Origin of the sequence: Pontibacter populi, assembly GCF_019336435.1 — a bacterium.
Taxonomy (GTDB): Bacteria; Bacteroidota; Bacteroidia; order Cytophagales; family Hymenobacteraceae; genus Pontibacter; species Pontibacter humidus.
In genome coordinates this window covers 81,731-101,224 of sequence record NZ_JAHWXQ010000005.1, presented here as the reverse complement: position 1 = coordinate 101,224, position 19,494 = coordinate 81,731, and the positions used below count along the sequence as shown (strand labels likewise).

The following is a 19,494-nucleotide window of genomic DNA, read 5'->3' as shown; positions in this document are numbered from 1 at the left end:
CTGTTTTCCTCACTCGAACTGATAGCCTTGAAAACACTACTACAGAAATTAGTACTCTTTATTGTTTTCTCTTTTGCTTTTGGCAGCTTGTATGCTCAAGGATCCAAAAATGCATTGTCTTTTGATGGCATCAATGACTATGTATTTTTCGATTATAATAATCGGGGTATAACTAATGAAGTAACAGTTGAAGCTTGGGTAAAGACTAGCGCATCAAAACTTCAACTGGTAACAGCTAAATATGACAGGGATGGTGAGCACGGTTATCAATTGGTAATGCGTGATGGTAAAGCAGCTTTTTCGGGAAGGGATGGTACCGGTGAGTATAGAATATCCGGTTATTCACCCAGAATAATTAATGATAATAACTGGCATCATTTAGCCGGAGTTTGTAAAAACGGCACCTGGTCAATCTACATAGATGGTGTTCTGGAAAGTCAGTCAGTCACAGGTTATAACGGCGTAGATCTAAGAAGCAATGCTCCATTTACTGTTGGTAATTATTACTTGGTTAATAATGATTTCTTTCAGGGTCAGATTGATGAACTAAAGATTTGGAAAAGAGGGTTGTCGGAAGCTGAAATAAGAAGTGGAATGTGCCAGACTGCCAATAAATCAAACACCGACCTTGTTGTATATCTCAAGTTTGACGAAGGATCAGGTTCAAGTCTGACCGATCATAGTTCATATGGAATAAATGGAACCTTCAGAAACATGAATGCATCTGCAGCCTGGGTTGTTTCAGGGGCGCCTATCGGAGACAAGAGTGTTTACTTATACCCTAATTCGTGGCTAAACCAGCAGCTTAATTTAAACAGCTCTAGTGTTAATAATCTTGCCGTCACTTCTACATCATCAAGCTTAAAAGGGATGCATATTTACACTGTATCCTCACAACCAAATACACTTTCAGGCATAAAAACACCATCTCAGATTTCAGATTATTTCGGCACCTTTAGAGTTGGCACCAGCACATCAACATATACTGCTACAGGCACACAAGCGAATGCAGCTTGTTTCAGAACTTTATACCAGCGGGCAGGGAATACCGCAACTAACTGGGTATCCGCATCTGAAACTACAAACCCTAACTTTCCTTCATTTACCTCCAGTAACCTAATTACCGAGTTCGCCCTGAATACTTCTACTACTGGAACTGCGAATTTATAGGAAACAATACTTTCTGCACCGGCTCTAACTCAACGTTAAGTGTTATTACAGATGGTACAGTACTGTGGAGCACTGGAGAAACCAGCAAAAGTATTAAAGTATCTACTCCAGGAAATTACGCTGTAGTTATAGAAGAAAATGGGTGCACTTCTACAGGTATGATTACAGTAAGTGAGATAAATCTGCCTGTTGTTGATTTAGGGCCCGACCAAATTATTTGCCAGGGTAGTGGTATACAACTAAGAGCACCTGTTGGAGCTTACACTTACAAATGGAGTACCGGGGCAACAACCCCTTCAATCAACGTTGCTTCAGAAGGGAATTACTGGGTGCAGGTGACAAACACATCCAGCTGTACTTCTACCGATAATATCAGTATCCAGGTTGTTCCCAAACCTATAGTCAACTTAGCCAGTTTGTATCAGATTTGTCCGGGCGAAGCAATAACGCTGAATGCAACTACACCTGGTGCAACATATTATTGGTCAACCGGGGCCAAAACACCAACTATAGACATAAATTCGCAAGGTACTTATTGGGTCGATATAACGGTAAATAACTGTACTTTCCGGTATAATACCACCGTCAATTACAAAGCATTACCAAGTTTTTCAATCAGCGGCCCTACCCAATTCTGTGAAACCGGTACTATTACACTAAGTGTCCCTGATGTTGGTTCTATACAATGGAGTAATGGGGCAACTGCATCAAGCATTACAGTGAACGAAGGCGGAAAGTATACTGTGCAAACTATAGTGGATGGCTGTACATTAAGAGATGAAATAGTTATAACCCGCGTAGCATTGCCAACTTTTAGCTTGGGAGCCGATTTATCAATCTGCAAAGGTGAAAAAGTTATCCTTACAGCTCCTGCCAACATGAAAACCTATAAATGGAGCACTGGAGCAACTACACCAACTATAGAAGTAACTTCAGCCGGAACTTACTGGGCAGAAATAACGAACAGTACCGGATGCAGCTATCGTGATGAAATTATAATTACTCAAAAACAGGAGCCAACTATATCTTTACCTGAAATTATAAATGCCTGTTACGGGGAGATTGTTACTCTCAATGCCACAACACAAGGTGCAACATATACATGGAGTAACGGACAGACTTCAGCCCTCATAAACGTGACCGCCCCTATTGACCTGAGTGTGAAAATCACTGTAGATGGCTGCGAGTATGAACGTCAGATAAAGGTTCTGAGCGATGAATGTCCTATCATACCAAACATCATCACCCCAAATAACGATGGGAAGAATGACACTTTTGTTATAAGCGGCTTAAACATAGATAACATCGACATTGAAATTTTCAACCGTTGGGGTAAAAGCATTTATAAGCGAATGGGTTACGATAATAACTGGGCCACGGAATCTACCGGAATCTACTACTACCATATAAAGAGCCGGCTTACCCAAAAAGACTATAAAGGCTGGGTAGAAGTAGTACAGTAACTATAATTGCTGTACAAATCTTACCTTATACAATTTATCAAAACCATTACCTTTGCTCCCTGACTTTAGCCAATGAGTAGACAATTACAGCGAGAGGGTATTTGGAACACCATTATCTCGTATGCCGGTATCGCGATCGGGTTCGTAAACACACTTTACCTTTTCCCGAACATCCTCGACGAAGAACAGGTTGGATTAACGCGCCTGATGTTAACTATAGCGGAGATGTTTGCGCAGTTCTCCGCGCTTGGTTTCGTTAACATGAGCGTGCGGTACTTCCCGTATTTCAGGAACAAAGAAAAACAGCACCACGGTTTTTTGTTTGTGCTGCTTTCAGTGCCCATGTTTGGCTTTGGCCTAATAACGGCACTTTTCATCATCTTTAAGCCCGCCATCTACGACTATTACCAGGAAAACTCCTCACTCCTGTTCGATTATTATTATTACATCATTCCGCTGGCATTCTTCACGTTGCTGTTTAACCTGTTTACGGCTTACCTGCGGTCACTTTTCAAAACCATAGTTTCCTCTTTTGTCAAAGATTTCCTGTCGAGATTTCTGATTTTGGTGTTGCTGCTGGGGTATAGTTTCGGTTCGATGAACTTTGAGATGTTTGTGCTGCTGTATGTGGCTGCAAACTCGGCTATTGCGCTGGTCCTTATTTTGTATACGATGTGGCTGAAGCAGTTTTATTTGAAGCCGTCTTTCGCAACAGCTGCCAGTATAATTCCTTTCCGGGAGATGCTGTACTTCGGACTGTTTACGTTTATGGGCAACATTTCGGTTACTATTATCAAGTCCATAGATCAGGTAATGATCAGTGCTGTAAGCTTAAGCGATAACGCTATCTATACAACTTCCTTCTTTATGACCAGTGCGATTGTTACGCCTGCGCTGGCCATTTTTAAGATCGCATTTCCGCAGGTGGCTGAGTTCTGGAAAGAAAAGAATATGCCGGGTCTTGCTAAGTTTTATAAACAGATAACCCTCATCAACCTGATCATTGGTTTGTTGCTCTTCATTGGCATTTGGGCTAACCTGGATAACCTGTACTCTTTTATGCCGGCTACTTATAGTGCAGGCAAGTACGTGGTGCTCGCCCTGGCTATAGCCCGGCTGGTAGATTTAGCAACCGGAATAAACGGAATAATACTGGCTACTTCAGACAAATACCGCTGGGACCTGTTATTCAATATTGTACTGGCTGGTCTTACCGTCTGGACCAACTCCATTTTTATTCCACTTTACGGCATGAACGGCGCGGCCTTTGCAACTATGTTATCGCTGGTGTTCATTAATTTACTGCGGATGTTCTTTGTGCTATGGGCGTATAAAATGCAGCCGTTTGCCTGGAGCTCTGTGGGCATAACTGTAATAGCACTGATAGCGCTGGGCGTGTCCTACCTGATCCCGTACATGGGCAATGTGTATTTGGATATTATAGTTCGCTCTGCGGTTATAACTATAGTTTATGCCGCACTGGCATTAGGCTTTAAAGTTTACCCGGAAATGAACGTGTGGATGAGGAAAATTGTGAAGACGTATACAGGTTTATAATTTGTGTGATTCTGGCTAGCGAAATTCATGAACAGAAACTGACTATAAATAGGAACCTGAATAAGCCTATAATAAATCTATAGTTGGCTCACCAAACTAAAGAACTCTAAACTATAGCTTAGTAGCTGGCAGTAGTAAATGCGAAGGTCTCTTTATTTGAATCAAGCACTTTTCCGCTTTCACACTTTAAAACACGTTTTGGATAACGGTTGATGATCTCGTAGTTGTGTGTAGCCATTAGCACCGCAGTACCGCTGTTATTGATCTCCATAAAAAGCTGCATGATGCCATCAGCCACAATCGGGTCAAGGTTACCTGTTGGCTCATCGGCAATTAATATTACAGGCTCGTTCAGCAAAGCACGCGCTACAACTATACGCTGCTGCTCACCACCCGATAACTGGTGCGGCATTTTGTTTGCAGCAGCATCCAAGCCAACACGCATCAATACTTCCGAAATACGCTGCTTGATTTTACTCTTGTCTTTCCAACCAGTAGCACGCAACACAAAGCTCAGGTTCTCAGCTACGGTGCGGTCAAACAACAACTGGAAATCCTGGAAAATGATACCAATACGGCGACGCAGAAAAGGGACTTTCTTACGCGGAAGCTTGGTTAAATTAAAATCAGAAATAGAAGCAGATCCTGTAAGTAAAGGCAGGTCAGCATAAAGAGTTTTTAGTAAAGAGCTTTTCCCGCTGCCTGTGCGCCCAACAAGGTACACAAATTCGCCTTTTTCAATATCAAAACTTACGCCACTAAGGATGGTATTACTATCCTGATAAACAGCTACATCGCGCAAGGATACTACGGGGGAAGAAGAAAAACTCATGGGTACTTAAATCTCTAATTTCTGCAGTTTACCAAATTCTAATGACTCTATCAAAGCAGCCAGTGCATCTTCCTTCCCTTCCAGTCCGTAACGGTCCAGGTTTTTAAGTGGGCGGTCGGCCCGGAAGTAAGCAATCAGCACGAAATTAGCATCGCGCAACTGTATGTAATCCGGAATCTTAGCTTTGCCTTTAACTTTGATGATGTACATTTTATTGGAATTACGAATTATGAATTATGAATTACGAATTAAAAATATGGAGTAAAACGCACCACTTATTCTTAACTCGTAATTCGTAACTCGTAATTAAAATTACTTATTTCCTTTTGCGTGATCAGACAGGAACTTCGCAAGACCGATATCTGTCAGCGGGTGGTTCAGCAGGCTTGTGATCACGTTTAGCGGGCAGGTAACAACATCGGCACCAATTTCAGCGCACTGCACCAGGTGCATTACGTGACGAACCGAAGCAGCTAATACCTGCGTCTGGTAGCCATAGTTGCCATAGATCTGCACGATCTGTTCGATCAGCTGCATACCATCTGTAGAAACGTCATCTAAACGACCGACAAACGGAGAAACATATGTTGCGCCAGCTTTAGCAGCAAGTATCGCCTGACCAGCAGAGAATACAAGCGTACAGTTTGTTTTAATGCCTTTTTCGCTGAAATAACGGATAGCTTTCACACCATCACGGATCATAGGAACTTTAACCACTATGTTCGGGTGCAGTTCAGCCAGGAATTCACCTTCTTTTATGATGGTCTCGTAATCCGTTGCAATTACTTCGGCACTGATATCGCCATCAACAATTTCACAAATTTTCTTGTAGTGGGCCATTACGTTATCATGACCGAAGATACCTTCTTTTGCCATTAACGATGGGTTGGTTGTTACACCGTCCAGCACACCAAGATCGTGTGCTTCCTGAATTTCCTGCAGGTTTGCAGTATCGATAAAGAATTTCATAATAGATGGGATGATTATAGTTACAAAGCTAAACTATAAATCCTGAAACCGGAAAGAAAGCAGTTTTTTTTGAGTGGCAGCGGGTGTGCCTTGGGGTATGGGCAAAAAAAAGTGGCAAACCAACATCGCGCCGCTTCGACCGCCTACCCTTGCTACCTTCCGGTCCTGGGGGATTTGGCAGGAGCTGGCCGTGCCGATTTGCCGTTACAAAAGTACGTATTTTCTTATTCAATGCAAATTATAGAAGTATAAAATGTAGTTTATTTTGCTTGATGAAGGATAACTTACAAGTTGTCAGCTGCTTTATTCCACATTCAAAGTATCTTAACTGTCCTACAGCTTCTCTTTTGTCATTTCGAGCCACGGCGAGAAATCTATCTCGGCTTATAGTTGAAGTTACCCGCAACCTGAACCCAGCCTTCCTTTCAAATCAGATCCTATCCTGGGAGCTTTACCTGCCTACTATTTTATAGTTAGCTTTGGCGCCCTCACGGCCGGGAGGCCCCGTCTTCGGGCATCGCGCGGTGTACATTTCTTTTGCTCGTACCTCTCAATGCCTTGCGGCACCAGAAATCTACAAGGCGCTCACCCCAAAGACTGAGATCAGTTCGATAGCTTTTTTTATAGTTTATATTATAGTTATAGTTTCATCGCTTGATCGTGGCTATAGTTCCGAGGGGACAGGTAAACATGTCCTGTTCGTGGTTTGTAGCTATAGACAAGCTCCTTCCCCTGTTTTTAGGGGAAGGTTGGGAAGGGGTAATACTGTAACTATAGAATTATAGCTTGGAAATTGGTAAATGCGGTAATTGTCCCCTTGAGGGGACTACAGGGGTGTTAACGCCGCAACTATAGAATAATGCCATCAACTATAGCTTTAGTAGCAATTCCCCTCTCGGGAGGGGCAGGGGTGGGTTAAAACACCAGCTATAAAACTATCCGTTGAACTATAGAAAAGGCCTTACCGACCTTCTAACAAGATCCTTTCAGGATGACAGGAGGAGAAGTAGCCGTAAAAGCTCCCCGCCTTAGAAAAGGAAGGGCCGGGTGATTGAAACATGGCATTAATAGAATATCAACCAAGCTAAGTACTGAATTCCTATTCCAACCAGCACTTATCTTCAAAAGAATTGGCAATTACTATAAAAGCACCTTACCTTTGCGCATGCCAGAAAAAATTCTCATCCTCGACTTTGGCTCCCAATATACCCAACTCATAGCCAGAAGGGTTCGCGAGCTTAATGTATACTGTGAGATTTACCCGTACAATAACGTACCTCCCCTCTCAGATGATGTTAAAGGTGTAATCCTGTCAGGCAGTCCCTGCTCTGTACGCGATGCCGAACACCCGACTATAGACCTTGCACAGTACATGGGCAAGTTGCCTTTACTGGGCGTTTGCTATGGTGCGCAACTTATAGCGCAGGAAAGCAAGGGTGAAGTAACACCATCCACCATACGCGAATACGGCCGTGCAAGACTCTCAGAGCTGCACACAGCCAACCGTCTCATGAAAGAGCTCACACCGGGCTCTGTGGTTTGGATGTCGCATGGTGATACGATAAAGGAGGTTCCGGATCATTTTGAGATCATTGCCAGTACGGAAACAGTGCGCGTAGCCGCTTATAAGTTGCGCGACCAGGAAACCTACGGCATTCAGTTCCACCCCGAAGTGACCCACTCCGATGAAGGCAAAACGCTGTTACGCAACTTTGTGGTTCACATCTGCGAGTGCCAGCAAGACTGGACATCAGAGCAGTTTGTGGATGCAACTGTAGCAGAATTAAAGCAACAGCTGGGCGATGATAAAGTAGTGCTTGGTTTATCCGGTGGTGTAGATTCGAGTGTGGCTGCCATGCTGATCCATCATGCTATCGGCAAAAACCTGTACTGCATTTTTGTAGACAACGGCCTGCTGCGCAAAGATGAGTTTGAGAACGTGCTGGACTCTTATAAGCACATGGGCCTGAACGTGAAAGGCGTTGATGCAAAAGATAAGTTCTATTCAGCACTCGCTGGTCTAACGGATCCGGAAGCAAAACGCAAAGCCATTGGCCGCGTGTTTATCGAGGTTTTTGACGAAGAATCGCATAGAATAGAAGATGTTAAGTGGCTTGCTCAAGGTACTATCTACCCGGATGTGATTGAGTCGCTGAGCGTGAAAGGCCCTTCGGCAACTATAAAATCGCACCACAACGTGGGTGGCCTCCCCGACTTTATGAAACTGAAGGTAGTAGAGCCGCTTAAAACATTGTTTAAAGACGAGGTTCGCCTGGTAGGTAAAACTCTGAAAATTGATGATGCCATTCTTGGCCGTCATCCGTTCCCAGGACCTGGCTTGGCAATTCGTATTATGGGCGATATTACCCCGGAAAAAGTAAACGTACTGCAGCAAGTAGATCATATTTTCATCAGCAACCTGAAAAAGTCTGGGTTATATGACGAAGTATGGCAGGCCGGCGCTATCCTTACTCCGCTGCAATCGGTGGGTGTAATGGGCGATGAGCGTACCTACGAAAATGTGGTTGCGTTGCGTGCTGTAACAAGTATAGATGGCATGACCGCCGACTGGAGTCGCTTACCGTATGAATTCCTGGCTGATGTATCAAACGAGATCATTAACAAAGTAAAAGGCGTAAACCGCGTTGTTTACGACATCAGCTCTAAACCACCAGCAACTATAGAGTGGGAGTAATTTAATTGTTGATTGTTAAATGGTTGATTGTTTTTGATCAACTATTTAACAATCAACAAAAAGCAATCGACAATTAGATTATATGAAGAACAGGTTCTGTAAGAGTATACTTATTGTGTTATCGCTGACACTGGCTACTCCGGCTTTTGCGCAGCAGAACGAAAACGTAACGTATAGCAACGGGAAAATACTGTTACAGCAGCAGCGCTACGAACAGGCAATGGCCGAATTTATGCCATTAACTATAGCCAGTTCGGCTTACGCTCCGGAAGCTTCATATTTTTATGCATTAGCAGCCTTCAGGGCAAAAAAGTATAAAGAGTCGCAGGAAATGCTGCAACAACTAAAGGCGCAGCACCCGGATTGGGCACAAATGGCTGATGCGACTTACCTGCTATCTAACGTACTCTTTGAACGCGGTAACTACGACGAAGCGCTGACACAACTACAGCAACTGGCTTCTACCCCACTTGCAAACGAAGCTGCCGGACTGGAACGCTTTTATCTGCAAAAACTGACCGATAAAAAAGAGTTTGAACGACTGGTACAACGCTACCCGAACGATAAAGTGCTGGCGCAGGCTTATGCCGATAAACTGATCAGTGTGTGGTATAACCCGGCTAATAAGGCAACTATAGAGCGACTGGTAAGCAAGCACAACTTAGACCGAAACAAGTACCTGAATGCTTCACGTCGTCAGCAAAGCTTTGATGTTGCCTTGCTCCTGCCCTTCCAGCTAAACCAGGATCTGGGCCAGAATGTGCGTAAAAACCAGTTCGTAAACGACCTGTATGCCGGTATGCAGCTTGCTCAGGATGTGATGGAGGAGCAAAATATCAAGCTAAACCTTTTTACGTATGATGCCGGAACCGATACATCCTCTGTAAACCGTATTTTAAGTTTACCTGAAGTAAAACAAATGGATCTGCTGATAGGGCCGGTTTATAAAAGTTCTGCCCGCATCGCAAATCGATTTGCACAGGAAACCGGTATTCCGGTTATAAATCCATTGTCGCAGGATGTGGAAATTGCAGGGCAGAACAGCAACGTTTTTCTTTTTGAGTCATCGGTAGCCACACAAGCACGTCAGGCTGCAGCATATGCTTATAACACCTTCTCCCCTAAAACAGCGATCATCCTCTTCGAGAAATCTAAAGATGATACCACTTTTGCTTATTTCTATAAGGAGCATTTTAAGAAACTGGGCGGAAAAGTAAAGACCTACAAAAAGATCAACTCTGACCAGCCAACGGCAACAGCAACTATATTTAAGAACCTGGTTTTAACAGATGTAGGCCACATGGCTGTATTCTCTGATAAGATGACCGCTGCTGTAAATACAACAAGCAAACTACAGTCATCGGCGGCACAATTGCCATTGATAACCTACCAAAGCTGGCTGAATATAAACCAGATCACGTTACGCCAACTCGATAACCTGGAGGTGTACTTTATCAGTCCTAAGTTTATAGATGCAACTTCACCGGCTGTTAAAAATTTCAGAGAGCGCTACATCAGTCGTTATAACATTCCCCCTTCGGTTTATGCGTATGCAGGATTTGAGATGCTCTATTTTTATGGCACCATGCTGCAACAATACGGCCCTAACTTAACGCAGGCCTTATTGGAAACCGGCATAAAACCAGGAGTGCTTTACCCGGCCGTTGGCTACACAAACAGGTCAGAAAAAAACCAATTGCACCCCGACAATCAGTTTGTACCGATCATTAAATTAGAAAACCTTCAACCTATAGTTGTAAACACTGTTTACTAACTATACCTTATAAAACTATACCCGATGAAGACAGCACCAATCAGTGAAGAACTGTTTCAGAGAGCTCAAAACTTTATACCTGGCGGCGTAAACTCACCTGTAAGAGCATTCAGAGCCGTAGGTGGTAACCCGCGCTTTATAAAATCAGCCAAAGGCGCTTACTTATTTGATGAAGACGGCAACCGTTACATGGAATTCATCAACTCCTGGGGACCTATGATTCTGGGCCATGCCGCGGAATTAGTACAGGAAGCTGTAATGCAGGCCATCCCTAATTCCTTGTCATTTGGTGCTCCTACGCGCAAAGAGATCGAGATAGCAGAGCTGATCATCAGCATGGTGCCAAGTATCGAAAAGGTACGAATGGTTAACTCCGGTACAGAGGCTACCATGTCAGCTATTCGTGTGGCACGTGGCTATACCGGTCGTGATAAGATGATCAAATTTGAAGGCTGTTACCACGGTCATGGCGATTCTTTCCTGATCGCTGCCGGTAGCGGTGCCATTACACTTGGCGTTCCGGATAGCCCGGGCGTAACCAAAGGCGTTGCCAACGATACACTGACTGCCCCATTTAATAACCTGCAGGCCGTACAAACTCTGGTAGATGCCAACAAGGGCCAGGTAGCTGCTATCATTTTAGAGCCGGTAGCCGGAAACATGGGCCTTGTTCTTCCTACGCAGGAATTCCTGCAGGGCCTGCGCGACCTTTGTACCAAAGAAGGCATTGTGCTGATATTTGACGAAGTGATGACAGGTTTCCGTCTGGCTCCGGGCGGTGCTCAGCAACTTTTCGGTGTTACGCCGGATATGACTACGCTTGGTAAAATTATTGGGGGCGGTATGCCTGTAGGCGCTTACGGTGGTAAAAAAGAGATCATGGATTGCGTAGCACCAGCCGGACCAGTTTACCAGGCAGGAACACTATCTGGTAACCCAATTGCGATGTCGGCGGGTATGGCGATGCTGAATTACCTGAAAGATAACCCACAGGTATATACCCAGCTTGATGAGACGACCGAACGAATGATCAATGGCATGCGAAACAACATGCAGCAGCTTGGCCTGAACTATACTATAAATAGGGTTGGCTCAATGTTCACGATCTTCTTCACTAATCAGCCGGTTACAGACTTCGACAGCGCAAAAACTTCTGATACGGCGTTATTTGGCCGTTACTTCAACGAGATGCTGCAGCGAGGTATTTACCTGGCTCCTTCTCAGTACGAATCGCTGTTCGTTTCTACAGCTATCACACTAGAATTAGTTGATGAATATGTACAGGCTAACTATGATGCACTGAAAGCAATTCAGGGCTAAGCTATAGTTGTAACTATAAAATAAAGCGGCAGTACCTGAAAATGGGGCTGCCGCTTTATAGTTTATGTTGGTGTATATAGCCTTAATTCATTACTTTTACAATCAACTTTTTAGCGTGCCATTCCCATGATCTTAACAGATAACCAGATTTTAAAAGAGATAGAAAAAGGTACTATCCTGATAGAGCCATTTAATCGCGCCAGCCTGGGCACTAACTCTTATGATGTGCATTTAGGCCGTTACCTGGCTACCTACCGCGATGAGATCCTGGATGCACGCAAACATAACGAAATAGATGTTTTTGAGATACCGGAAGAAGGCATCGTACTTCGCCCTGAAACCCTTTATTTAGGTGTAACGTTGGAGTATACCGAAACACACGCACATGTACCTTTCCTGGAAGGTAAATCCAGCGTTGGTCGTTTGGGAATCGATATACATGCTACGGCAGGTAAAGGTGATGTGGGCTTTTGCAACACCTGGACACTGGAAATTTCGGTAACGCAACCAGTGCGTGTTTATCACGGTATGCCAATTGGGCAGCTGATCTATTTTGAAGTGAGCGGCGGTATCGAAAACTACTATAACAAGAAGGAAAACGCTAAGTATAATAATCGCACCATCGCTCCCGTTGAATCTATGATGTGGAAGAACAACTGGTAATAATTAGTAAAATAATTTAAATAAAAAAGGCCAATCTTCACAGGATTGGCCTTTTTGGCATAATTGCTGCATTATACTAATCAGAAATAAATCAACTGAAAAATGAATTTTTTTTGACGCAGCTTGGTTTATAAAAAGACAACAGGGAAAAGTAAAACAGGAAAAGAAACGCACTATGAAAAGATTATTGATTACAACTTTGGCCAGCTTAAGCATCGTTTTATCAGCAGCTGCAAACGGAAACGAGAGATCAATCACTGTAGAAAGCAGAGCTACTAACCTGTCTGACCAAATGATTCGCGAATTACGCCTTAATAACTATCAGGCTAATAAGGTAAGAGAAATAAACATGGATGTTGTTGCTAAAATGATGGCTGTAGAAGCTGAATTTAAAGGCAACCAGGAACTGATAGAGCAGAAATGCAAATCTATCTGCTCAGAGCGTGATGTGAAATTAGAAAACGTGTTAAGCACTGTACAGTACAACGATTACTTCGGTGATCGCCCGAACTACACCAAATTTGATAAAGAGTTTGTAGCAGGTGCCGGACAAACAACTGACAACGCAAAGTCACTGGCTAATAACACTACTACCAACACCGACTCAAATACGATTAACTAGACTGTATCCAATTCATAAAAGAAAAGGGCCGCTAACTATAGCGGCCCTTTTCTTTTATGTACATACTATTGATTGCTCTTCTGGCGTTCAGCTTCTACATGGTTCATCAGATCTTCGCAGAGTGCTTTCATCTTCTGGGCCATTACGGAATCGCTGGTGGCAGTAGCTATGCTCTGCGCCATCGCCCCGATTGTATCGATATAAAAATATTTCATTTCATCTACAGGCATGTCCTTTGTCCATAGGTCTATTTTCATAGTGCCGGCTTCGTCTCTGTCCCAAAGCGAAATGTTGATGGCTTTTGCAAAATGGATCTTTTCTCCTGCATCTGTGGCACGCCAGCTAATAGCTTCCGGTACCTTCTGATCATCAAGAGCAATGCTAAAGTATATTTCCGACTTCTTCATTTTCTTAATTTTTAAACTTTATAGTATCTAAATCTCGTAATATGCCTGATTACATATATTACCTACAAAGTTACGCGATGCGCCACGGAATAAAAACTCTCTTTACGCTTTTTACCCTTATCACCCTTTCCGGCTGTGCCGGCATCTTATCTAAGTCAGACAAAACATATGCTGTTGGCTTCTATAACCTGGAGAAACTATACGATAGCAAGGCAAATGCCCGGAATATGGACTATACGCCTACCGGCAGCATGAAATGGGATGACGAACGTTACCAGCATAAACTTAAAAATTTAGCACAGGCTATAGTTACCATTGGCGGCAAAGACGGCCCGGCCGTGTTGGGCATAACAGAAGCTGAAAGCCGGAAAGTGCTGGACGAGTTGGTGCAAACTCCTCCGCTTAAGAAAAAGAAATACCAGATCATTCACTTTGAGTCGGAAGACCCGCTGGGCCTGGACGTAGCATTGCTTTACAATCCGAAACGTTTTAAGCCTACGCTGCAGAAAGTGGTAAAAGTAGATTACCCGCAACGCAATTTTAAAGGCAAAGATATACTGCTGGTAAAAGGCATGATGGCTGGCGAGCCTGTATCTATCTTTGTGAACCACTGGCCACCTAACTATGGCAATACACGCCAGGGAAACCGCAACCGGCAGGCTGCTGCCACCAAACTTCGCCAACAAATAGATGCTGAGCTCAAAACTAATCCGGATGCCAACATTATAGTGATGGGTGATTTTGATGAAGAACCGAAGTCAAAGATCTTACAGCAAACCTTGAAGGCAAATGGACGACCAAACCCGCTTTATAAAGAAGAGCTGTTTAACACCTTTTATATTAACTATGTGCAGGGACTTGGCAGCTACTATAAACGCGGCGACTTTAAAATGCTGGACCAGGTGCTCGTATCGAAAGGGATGCTGGATAGCAAAGGCCTGGAATATGTAATGGGCTCCGCTGAGATACACGACCCGGAATTTCTGAAGTATACCTTTGGCAAATACAAGAACACACCGCGAACTACTTATTCGGGAACCACCTACATGGGTGGTTTCTCGGATCACTTTCCGGTGTATATAAAGGTCAAGGTAGAGAAGTAGGATAAACTAAGGCATAGAAAGAACTATAAGGCGCAACACCAGCGTCTTTTTTTATGGCTTATAGTTGGCTATAAATACAGAAGGCGGGCTTTATAGGCCCGCCTTCTGCGCGTTAGGAGAAATATATATCCTTATACGTAATTGTTCAGCATTACAGGCATTACCAGCATCAAAACATTTTCGTTGTCTTCGTTGGCAAGTGGCATAAGCAAACCAGCTCTGTTTGGAGTGGATAGCTCGAATGTGATCTCATCAGAATCCATGTTGTTCAGCATCTCTACCAGGAACTTGGCATTGAAACCGATTTCCATGTCTTCACCATCGTACTGACAAGCTAAACGCTCATTTGCCTCGTTCGAGAAATCCAGGTCTTCAGCAGATACCTGCAGTTCAGAGCCAGACAGTTTCAGACGGATCTGGTGCGTGGTTTTGTTTGAGTAAATAGAGATACGCTTTACTGAGCTTAACAAAGCCTGGCGCTCAATTACCAGTTTGTTCGGGTTCTGTACTGGTATAACGTTTTCATAATCCGGGTAACGCTCATCAATCAGACGGCAGATCATGCGGATGTTATCGAAGCTGAAGAACGCATTTGAGTTGTTAAACTCTACACGAACTGAAGTCGCTTCTGATGGCAACGTAGACTTAAGCAATGTGAAAGCCTTACGCGGGATAATCAGCGAAGCTTCCTGGCTTGTAGCGATATCTGTACGACGGTAGCGAAGCAAACGGTGACCGTCTGTGGCAACGAACGTTACATTATCAGAACGCAGCTGCACAAAAATACCTGTCATGGCCGGGCGAAGCTCATCGTTGCTTACTGCAAAAATGGTCTTATTGATGGCACGCGCCAGTACGTTTGATGGAATTTCGATAGCGTTACCGCCTTTTACAACCGGCACACGCGGGAAATCAGTAGCATTCTCGCCAGACAGCTTGTAACGGCCGTTCGAAGAGCTGATCTCTATCGTATAGGTTTCTTCATCTATTGTGAAGGTTACCGGCTGGTCCGGCAGGTTCTTCAGGGTATCAAGCAATATTCTGGCAGGAGCAGCTATACGGCCGTTCTCTTTCGCTTCAACAGGCAACTCCGTTATCATAGAAGTTTCAAGGTCGCTGGCTGTGATAGTAAGTGTGCTATCGCTTATTTCAAACAAAAAGTTCTCAAGGATTGGCACTACCGGGTTGTTGGTTACTACCCCATTTATGCTGGCTAACTGCTTAAGCAGCGCAGATGAAGAAACTATAAATTTCATTCTTTATCGCTATAATGTTATTTAGGCAAAGTTAAAAATAATTCGGATTTATACTACCTAAAAACGCAAAGGTTTTCTAGTTTTATGGCTGTTTAAGCCTATATTTTCAGAATTTCTCGTACCTGCGTTTGCGCATGTAGTAACGCGCTACACCAAACAGTGCCAGCAAAGCAATCGGGGCGACTAAGTTCAGTGCCTGCCAGTAGGTTTTCTCTTCCTGCACCCGTACTCTGTCCAGCGGACGAAGTTTGATCTCTTTGCTTCGTATATTGATCAGGCCATCCGCATCCAGCAGGTAATGAATGGTATTCATGGCCAGCTCTTTGTTGGCAAACTTAATGTTGTTAAACCTGTCGAAACCCAGTTCATACGCCTGCCCCGTTCGTGGGTTTATGTCGTTCCGGATGAGATCGCCATCTGAGAAAACAGCAATTTTAGTAGGCACGCCCTGCTCTTTTATAGTTGTATTGGGCATTCCTTCCGGTGCACGCCGGTTACGGAACAACGATGTAAATGACCCTTCTAGTAAATAGCCTACCGGTTGCTCACCTGCCTGGTATTGTTCCGGGTTCACTTCCATGCGGGCTTCCTCCAGGGTTAATGGAACAGGTACCTGCATAATGCGCGAATATTGCGAGGTATAGATGAGGGGCGTTTTACGGATTCCGGCAGCTTTAACAGTATCTATCGTTCCAATGAACTTACTATAAACTGCATCGAGGTTGCGGGTTACCGGGTGTTTGCTGAACGTATTCAGCAACGGATAAAAGCGCCAGTTGATCATTTCTGTCTGCGGCTTGCCCCCGGTAAATCCTGTTACCAACGGTATAAAACCGGAGTTCAAGTCCATGATCAGCGTAGGATTAAAGCGCACACCGTACTTAAAGAACATGTCCTCTAAATTCAGGTTGTAGGGCAGGGCAAACGTACCGCCTTTAGCTAAACTATCCAGATCTGCGTTCAGGGCATCTACAAAAAACACTGCCTTGCCCCCGTTCATAATAAACTGGTCGATCTTAAACTTATCGGCTTCTGAAAATGCAGTTGTAGGTTTGGCAACTATAATCAGGTCCAGGCCCTTTAAAGTTGGTATCTGGTCGAGCTCGCCTAAGGCAACTCTATAGTATTCCTGCAGCGAGCCTAGCAAGTCGGTTGCCTGCTGTTGTGGCAATTCGCCCTGGCCGGTGATGTAGCCAATGACTTTGTTCCCCTGGAAAGCTACCTTACGCACTGCGGTGGCCAACTCATACTCCACTCCTTCTACCGACTGGTTCAGTCGTTCGTCTGGCGATGCGGCCAGGTTGCCTTTCAGAAAATTAACAGCGGTTTCTTTGCCTTTATACCGGACTATAGCTCCCGGGAAAACAAGGCGTTCCACCTGTTTTCCTTCTTCGGTTGCTTTCAGGTTGGTAGGCTGAATTCCTTTCTGGGCAAGTTGCTGCATAAACTCCGTTCGCTTCTGCTCATCCGTAATCGAATTCGGGTCGAAGAAAACGAAGCGCACTTTACCATCCGCATAAATCCTGAACTCCTCCAGATTCTCTCTAACAGACTGCTGTAACCGTTTAAATCCAGCCGGAAAGTCACCCTCCAGGTAAACTTCCACGAATACTTCTTCTTCCAGGTTTCCCAGCATCTGCTCCGTTACCGGCGCTATGGAATAGCGTTTATCTTCGGTCAGATCTATCCTGAAAAAGTAATTATAAACCAGCATGTTAAGCACCACCAACACAACTATAGCTATAACGTACCGGGTAAGGTCGTGGCGGCGATTGCTGGTTGATTTTGATGTCTCCTGCGTTACCATTTTCTGCTGCTTATTACCAGTTTAGTAGATAGGATCATGATGGCAATTACTGTTAAAAAGTACAGCACATCGCGGGAGTCGACAAGGCCTTTGCTGATGGCATCATAATGATAAGAGATACCCAGTTGACTGATGGCGTAACTATAGTTTACCAGCGCCGGAATAGAAGCCAGCAGGTCGAAGCCGGTATAGATGATATAGCACATGAACAGCGCCACTATAAACGAGATGATCTGGTTGCTGGAAATGGACGAAGCAAAAACCCCTATCGCGCAAAACACGCCGGCAAGGAAAATCAACCCTAAATAAGAGCCTACTACGGCTGCAGAGTCTACGTTCCCTTGTGGATTACCAAGTTCGTAAACAGTATAGTAATACAGCAATGTAGGCACCAGTGCGAACAAGGCAAGCAGCAAAGCGGCAAAGTATTTCCCGAGTATAAGTTGCAGATCAGTAATAGGTTTGGTCAGTAGCAACTCTATCGTTCCTTCACGTTTTTCTTCGGCGAAGGTCCGCATGGTAATGGCCGGTATCAGGAAAAGGAACAACCACGGTGCCATTGAGAAAAGCGTCTGCATATCGGCAAATCCGTAGGTCAAAACACTGCTCTCCGGGAACACCCACATAAACATACCGGTAGCTACCAGAAACACCGCGATCACCATATAAGCGATCAGGGAATTCAGGAAGCCGTTAAATTCTTTCTTAAGTATGGATAACATCTATGATGCAATTAAAAATTATGGATTAGAAATTATGCGAATTATAAAATTTCGAATCTATAGTTATGTCATCACTTAACTTCCCCTTTTCTAATTTATAATTTTGAATTTCTAATTATTTAGTCAGCTGTTGGAATATCTGTTCGAGCGAATTTTCTTCCTGGCGAAGACCGACCAATGGCCAGTTCTGTTCTGCTGCGATCCGGAAAACGGATGCGCGGATATCGGCGTCCTGGCTGGAAGTAATGCGGTAGGTATTGTTTTGTACCAGTTCTACCTGCTCGACGCCAACTATAGTTTGAAGCTGTTCAATGTTTATGGGTTGCTCAAACTCAACCAGTGTTAACTTAGCACCTCTGTTGCCAGCCTGCAGACTTGCCACATCACTGTTCGCCACTAATTTGCCACGATTAATGATCACCACACGGTCGCAGATGGCGGTAACTTCCTGCATAATGTGTGTGGAGAAAATAACGGTTTTGTCCTGGCCAATGCGGCGAATGAGCGAGCGGATCTCGACAATCTGGTTTGGGTCAAGGCCAGTGGTTGGCTCATCCAGTATAAGTACCTGTGGGTCGTGCACCAGGGCCTGTGCAAGGCCTACACGCTGGCGGTAGCCTTTCGACAAAGCTCCTATTTTCTTGCCTTGCTCTAAGGTTAGCCCGCAAAGCTCCACCATCTCCTGGATACGCGCTTTTGCCTGCTTTCCTTTTAAGCCGTATACCGACGCTACAAACTCCAGGTACTCGTGCACATACATATCTAGGTACAAAGGGTTGTGTTCCGGCAAGTAGCCAACCATACGTCGAACGGTAATCGGGTCCTGCACCACATCGTGGCCATTCACAACTATAGTTCCGGAAGAAGGTGGCAGGTAACAGGTCGCGATCTTCATAGTAGTCGATTTACCGGCACCATTTGGCCCCAGAAATCCCAGTATCTGCCCCTGTTCTACTGTAAACGAAATATCGTCAACAGCACGCTGCTCCCCGAAGATCTTGGTAAGGTTCTTTACTTCTACAGACAAAGTATTTAGTTAAGTGTTTTGAGTTAAGAGTTAAGAGTCAGTAATTCTACAATCCTGAAAATCTTATTTCAAAATTACTAAAATCCTGAATATCCTTTCATCTTAAA

At 44.3% G+C, this 19,494-nt stretch carries 17 protein-coding genes and 1 other RNA gene; 9 read left to right on the top strand and 9 right to left on the bottom strand.

Annotation, left to right across the window (positions count from 1 at the left end; genetic code table 11):
- The first annotated feature begins 27 nt into the window (after window positions 1-27).
- The 3 genes from KYK27_RS15820 (at window position 28) to KYK27_RS15810 (ending at window position 4,190) form a co-directional block, all read left to right on the top strand.
- Window positions 28-1,170, top strand: coding sequence for a LamG domain-containing protein (locus KYK27_RS15820; RefSeq protein WP_199111284.1), 1,143 nt, complete (start codon window positions 28-30; stop codon window positions 1,168-1,170).
- Between the two features lie 158 nt (window positions 1,171-1,328).
- Window positions 1,329-2,633, top strand: a complete 1,305-nt coding sequence (locus tag KYK27_RS15815) for a gliding motility-associated C-terminal domain-containing protein (RefSeq protein ID WP_199111283.1) — start codon at window positions 1,329-1,331, stop codon at window positions 2,631-2,633.
- A 72-nt stretch (window positions 2,634-2,705) separates the two neighbouring features.
- A complete protein-coding gene (locus KYK27_RS15810; protein WP_199111281.1) occupies window positions 2,706-4,190 on the top strand; it encodes a lipopolysaccharide biosynthesis protein in 1,485 nt (494 codons plus the stop codon).
- Window positions 4,191-4,308: 118 nt separating this feature from the next.
- Here the strand turns inward: KYK27_RS15810 and KYK27_RS15805 are convergent, their stop codons facing one another.
- The 4 genes from KYK27_RS15805 to ffs form a co-directional block, all read right to left on the bottom strand.
- A complete protein-coding gene (locus KYK27_RS15805; protein ID WP_199111279.1) occupies window positions 4,309-5,022 on the bottom strand; it encodes a cell division ATP-binding protein FtsE in 714 nt (237 codons plus the stop codon).
- 6 nt (window positions 5,023-5,028) lie between these two features.
- A complete protein-coding gene (locus tag KYK27_RS15800) occupies window positions 5,029-5,232 on the bottom strand; it encodes a fructose-6-phosphate aldolase (RefSeq protein WP_199111277.1) in 204 nt (67 codons plus the stop codon).
- A 102-nt stretch (window positions 5,233-5,334) separates the two neighbouring features.
- Window positions 5,335-5,991, bottom strand: a complete 657-nt coding sequence (fsa, locus tag KYK27_RS15795; protein WP_199111275.1) for a fructose-6-phosphate aldolase — start codon at window positions 5,989-5,991, stop codon at window positions 5,335-5,337.
- A gap of 108 nt (window positions 5,992-6,099) precedes the next feature.
- An RNA gene (gene ffs / locus KYK27_RS15790) (signal recognition particle sRNA small type) lies at window positions 6,100-6,196 on the bottom strand.
- 960 nt (window positions 6,197-7,156) lie between these two features.
- Here ffs and guaA point away from each other — a divergent pair.
- From guaA to KYK27_RS15765, 5 genes are all read left to right on the top strand, one after another.
- Window positions 7,157-8,686 (top strand): glutamine-hydrolyzing GMP synthase, encoded by a 1,530-nt coding sequence (guaA, locus tag KYK27_RS15785; RefSeq protein WP_199111273.1) that lies wholly within the window; start codon window positions 7,157-7,159, stop codon window positions 8,684-8,686.
- Between the two features lie 82 nt (window positions 8,687-8,768).
- A complete protein-coding gene (locus tag KYK27_RS15780; RefSeq protein ID WP_199111271.1) occupies window positions 8,769-10,460 on the top strand; it encodes an ABC transporter substrate-binding protein in 1,692 nt (563 codons plus the stop codon).
- A 24-nt stretch (window positions 10,461-10,484) separates the two neighbouring features.
- Entirely contained in the window at window positions 10,485-11,780 is a 1,296-nt protein-coding gene (gene hemL, locus KYK27_RS15775) for a glutamate-1-semialdehyde 2,1-aminomutase (protein WP_199111269.1), read from the top strand.
- Window positions 11,781-11,906: 126 nt separating this feature from the next.
- A complete protein-coding gene (gene dcd / locus KYK27_RS15770) occupies window positions 11,907-12,443 on the top strand; it encodes a dCTP deaminase (RefSeq protein WP_162426552.1) in 537 nt (178 codons plus the stop codon).
- Window positions 12,444-12,618: 175 nt separating this feature from the next.
- The gene (locus KYK27_RS15765) at window positions 12,619-13,065 is read left to right on the top strand and encodes a hypothetical protein (RefSeq protein ID WP_199111268.1); all 447 of its coding nucleotides are present in this window, start codon (window positions 12,619-12,621) and stop codon (window positions 13,063-13,065) included.
- Window positions 13,066-13,130: 65 nt separating this feature from the next.
- On the opposite strand, the gene gldC is transcribed toward KYK27_RS15765, so the two are convergent.
- Window positions 13,131-13,472, bottom strand: coding sequence for a gliding motility protein GldC (gene gldC / locus KYK27_RS15760; RefSeq protein WP_199111266.1), 342 nt, complete (start codon window positions 13,470-13,472; stop codon window positions 13,131-13,133).
- Window positions 13,473-13,513: 41 nt separating this feature from the next.
- Here gldC and KYK27_RS15755 point away from each other — a divergent pair, with 41 nt between their 5' ends.
- Window positions 13,514-14,575 carry a hypothetical protein gene (locus tag KYK27_RS15755; RefSeq protein WP_199111264.1) on the top strand — a complete coding sequence of 354 codons (1,062 nt, stop codon included), beginning with the start codon at window positions 13,514-13,516 and terminating at the stop codon, window positions 14,573-14,575.
- A gap of 131 nt (window positions 14,576-14,706) precedes the next feature.
- Here the strand turns inward: KYK27_RS15755 and dnaN are convergent, their stop codons facing one another.
- The 4 genes from dnaN to gldA all read right to left on the bottom strand — a co-directional run bounded on the left by dnaN (window position 14,707) and on the right by gldA (window position 19,387).
- Window positions 14,707-15,831, bottom strand: a complete 1,125-nt coding sequence (dnaN, locus tag KYK27_RS15750; RefSeq protein ID WP_162426556.1) for a DNA polymerase III subunit beta — start codon at window positions 15,829-15,831, stop codon at window positions 14,707-14,709.
- A 106-nt stretch (window positions 15,832-15,937) separates the two neighbouring features.
- A complete protein-coding gene (gldG, locus tag KYK27_RS15745; protein ID WP_199111262.1) occupies window positions 15,938-17,638 on the bottom strand; it encodes a gliding motility-associated ABC transporter substrate-binding protein GldG in 1,701 nt (566 codons plus the stop codon).
- Window positions 17,632-18,360: a gliding motility-associated ABC transporter permease subunit GldF gene (gene gldF, locus KYK27_RS15740; RefSeq protein WP_199111260.1), complete on the bottom strand. Its 729-nt coding sequence runs from the start codon at window positions 18,358-18,360 to the stop codon at window positions 17,632-17,634. The genes gldG and gldF overlap by 7 nt, the downstream gene beginning before the upstream one ends.
- Before the next feature lie 115 nt (window positions 18,361-18,475).
- Entirely contained in the window at window positions 18,476-19,387 is a 912-nt protein-coding gene (gene gldA / locus KYK27_RS15735) for a gliding motility-associated ABC transporter ATP-binding subunit GldA (RefSeq protein WP_199111258.1), read from the bottom strand.
- Window positions 19,388-19,494: the final 107 nt, after the last annotated feature.

Bases quoted from the DNA above. Each gene is read 5' to 3' on its own strand.
- KYK27_RS15815 (WP_199111283.1), top strand. From the start codon at position 1,329: ATGATTACAGTAAGTGAGATAAATCTGCCTGTTGTTGATTTAGGGCCC.
- KYK27_RS15810 (WP_199111281.1), top strand. From the start codon at position 2,706: ATGAGTAGACAATTACAGCGAGAGGGTATTTGGAACACCATTATCTCG.
- KYK27_RS15805 (WP_199111279.1), bottom strand. From the start codon at position 5,022: ATGAGTTTTTCTTCTTCCCCCGTAGTATCCTTGCGCGATGTAGCTGTT.
- KYK27_RS15800 (WP_199111277.1), bottom strand. From the start codon at position 5,232: ATGTACATCATCAAAGTTAAAGGCAAAGCTAAGATTCCGGATTACATA.
- fsa (WP_199111275.1), bottom strand. From the start codon at position 5,991: ATGAAATTCTTTATCGATACTGCAAACCTGCAGGAAATTCAGGAAGCA.
- guaA (WP_199111273.1), top strand. From the start codon at position 7,157: ATGCCAGAAAAAATTCTCATCCTCGACTTTGGCTCCCAATATACCCAA.
- KYK27_RS15780 (WP_199111271.1), top strand. From the start codon at position 8,769: ATGAAGAACAGGTTCTGTAAGAGTATACTTATTGTGTTATCGCTGACA.
- hemL (WP_199111269.1), top strand. From the start codon at position 10,485: ATGAAGACAGCACCAATCAGTGAAGAACTGTTTCAGAGAGCTCAAAAC.
- dcd (WP_162426552.1), top strand. From the start codon at position 11,907: ATGATCTTAACAGATAACCAGATTTTAAAAGAGATAGAAAAAGGTACT.
- KYK27_RS15765 (WP_199111268.1), top strand. From the start codon at position 12,619: ATGAAAAGATTATTGATTACAACTTTGGCCAGCTTAAGCATCGTTTTA.
- gldC (WP_199111266.1), bottom strand. From the start codon at position 13,472: ATGAAGAAGTCGGAAATATACTTTAGCATTGCTCTTGATGATCAGAAG.
- KYK27_RS15755 (WP_199111264.1), top strand. From the start codon at position 13,514: ATGCCTGATTACATATATTACCTACAAAGTTACGCGATGCGCCACGGA.
- dnaN (WP_162426556.1), bottom strand. From the start codon at position 15,831: ATGAAATTTATAGTTTCTTCATCTGCGCTGCTTAAGCAGTTAGCCAGC.
- gldG (WP_199111262.1), bottom strand. From the start codon at position 17,638: ATGGTAACGCAGGAGACATCAAAATCAACCAGCAATCGCCGCCACGAC.
- gldF (WP_199111260.1), bottom strand. From the start codon at position 18,360: ATGTTATCCATACTTAAGAAAGAATTTAACGGCTTCCTGAATTCCCTG.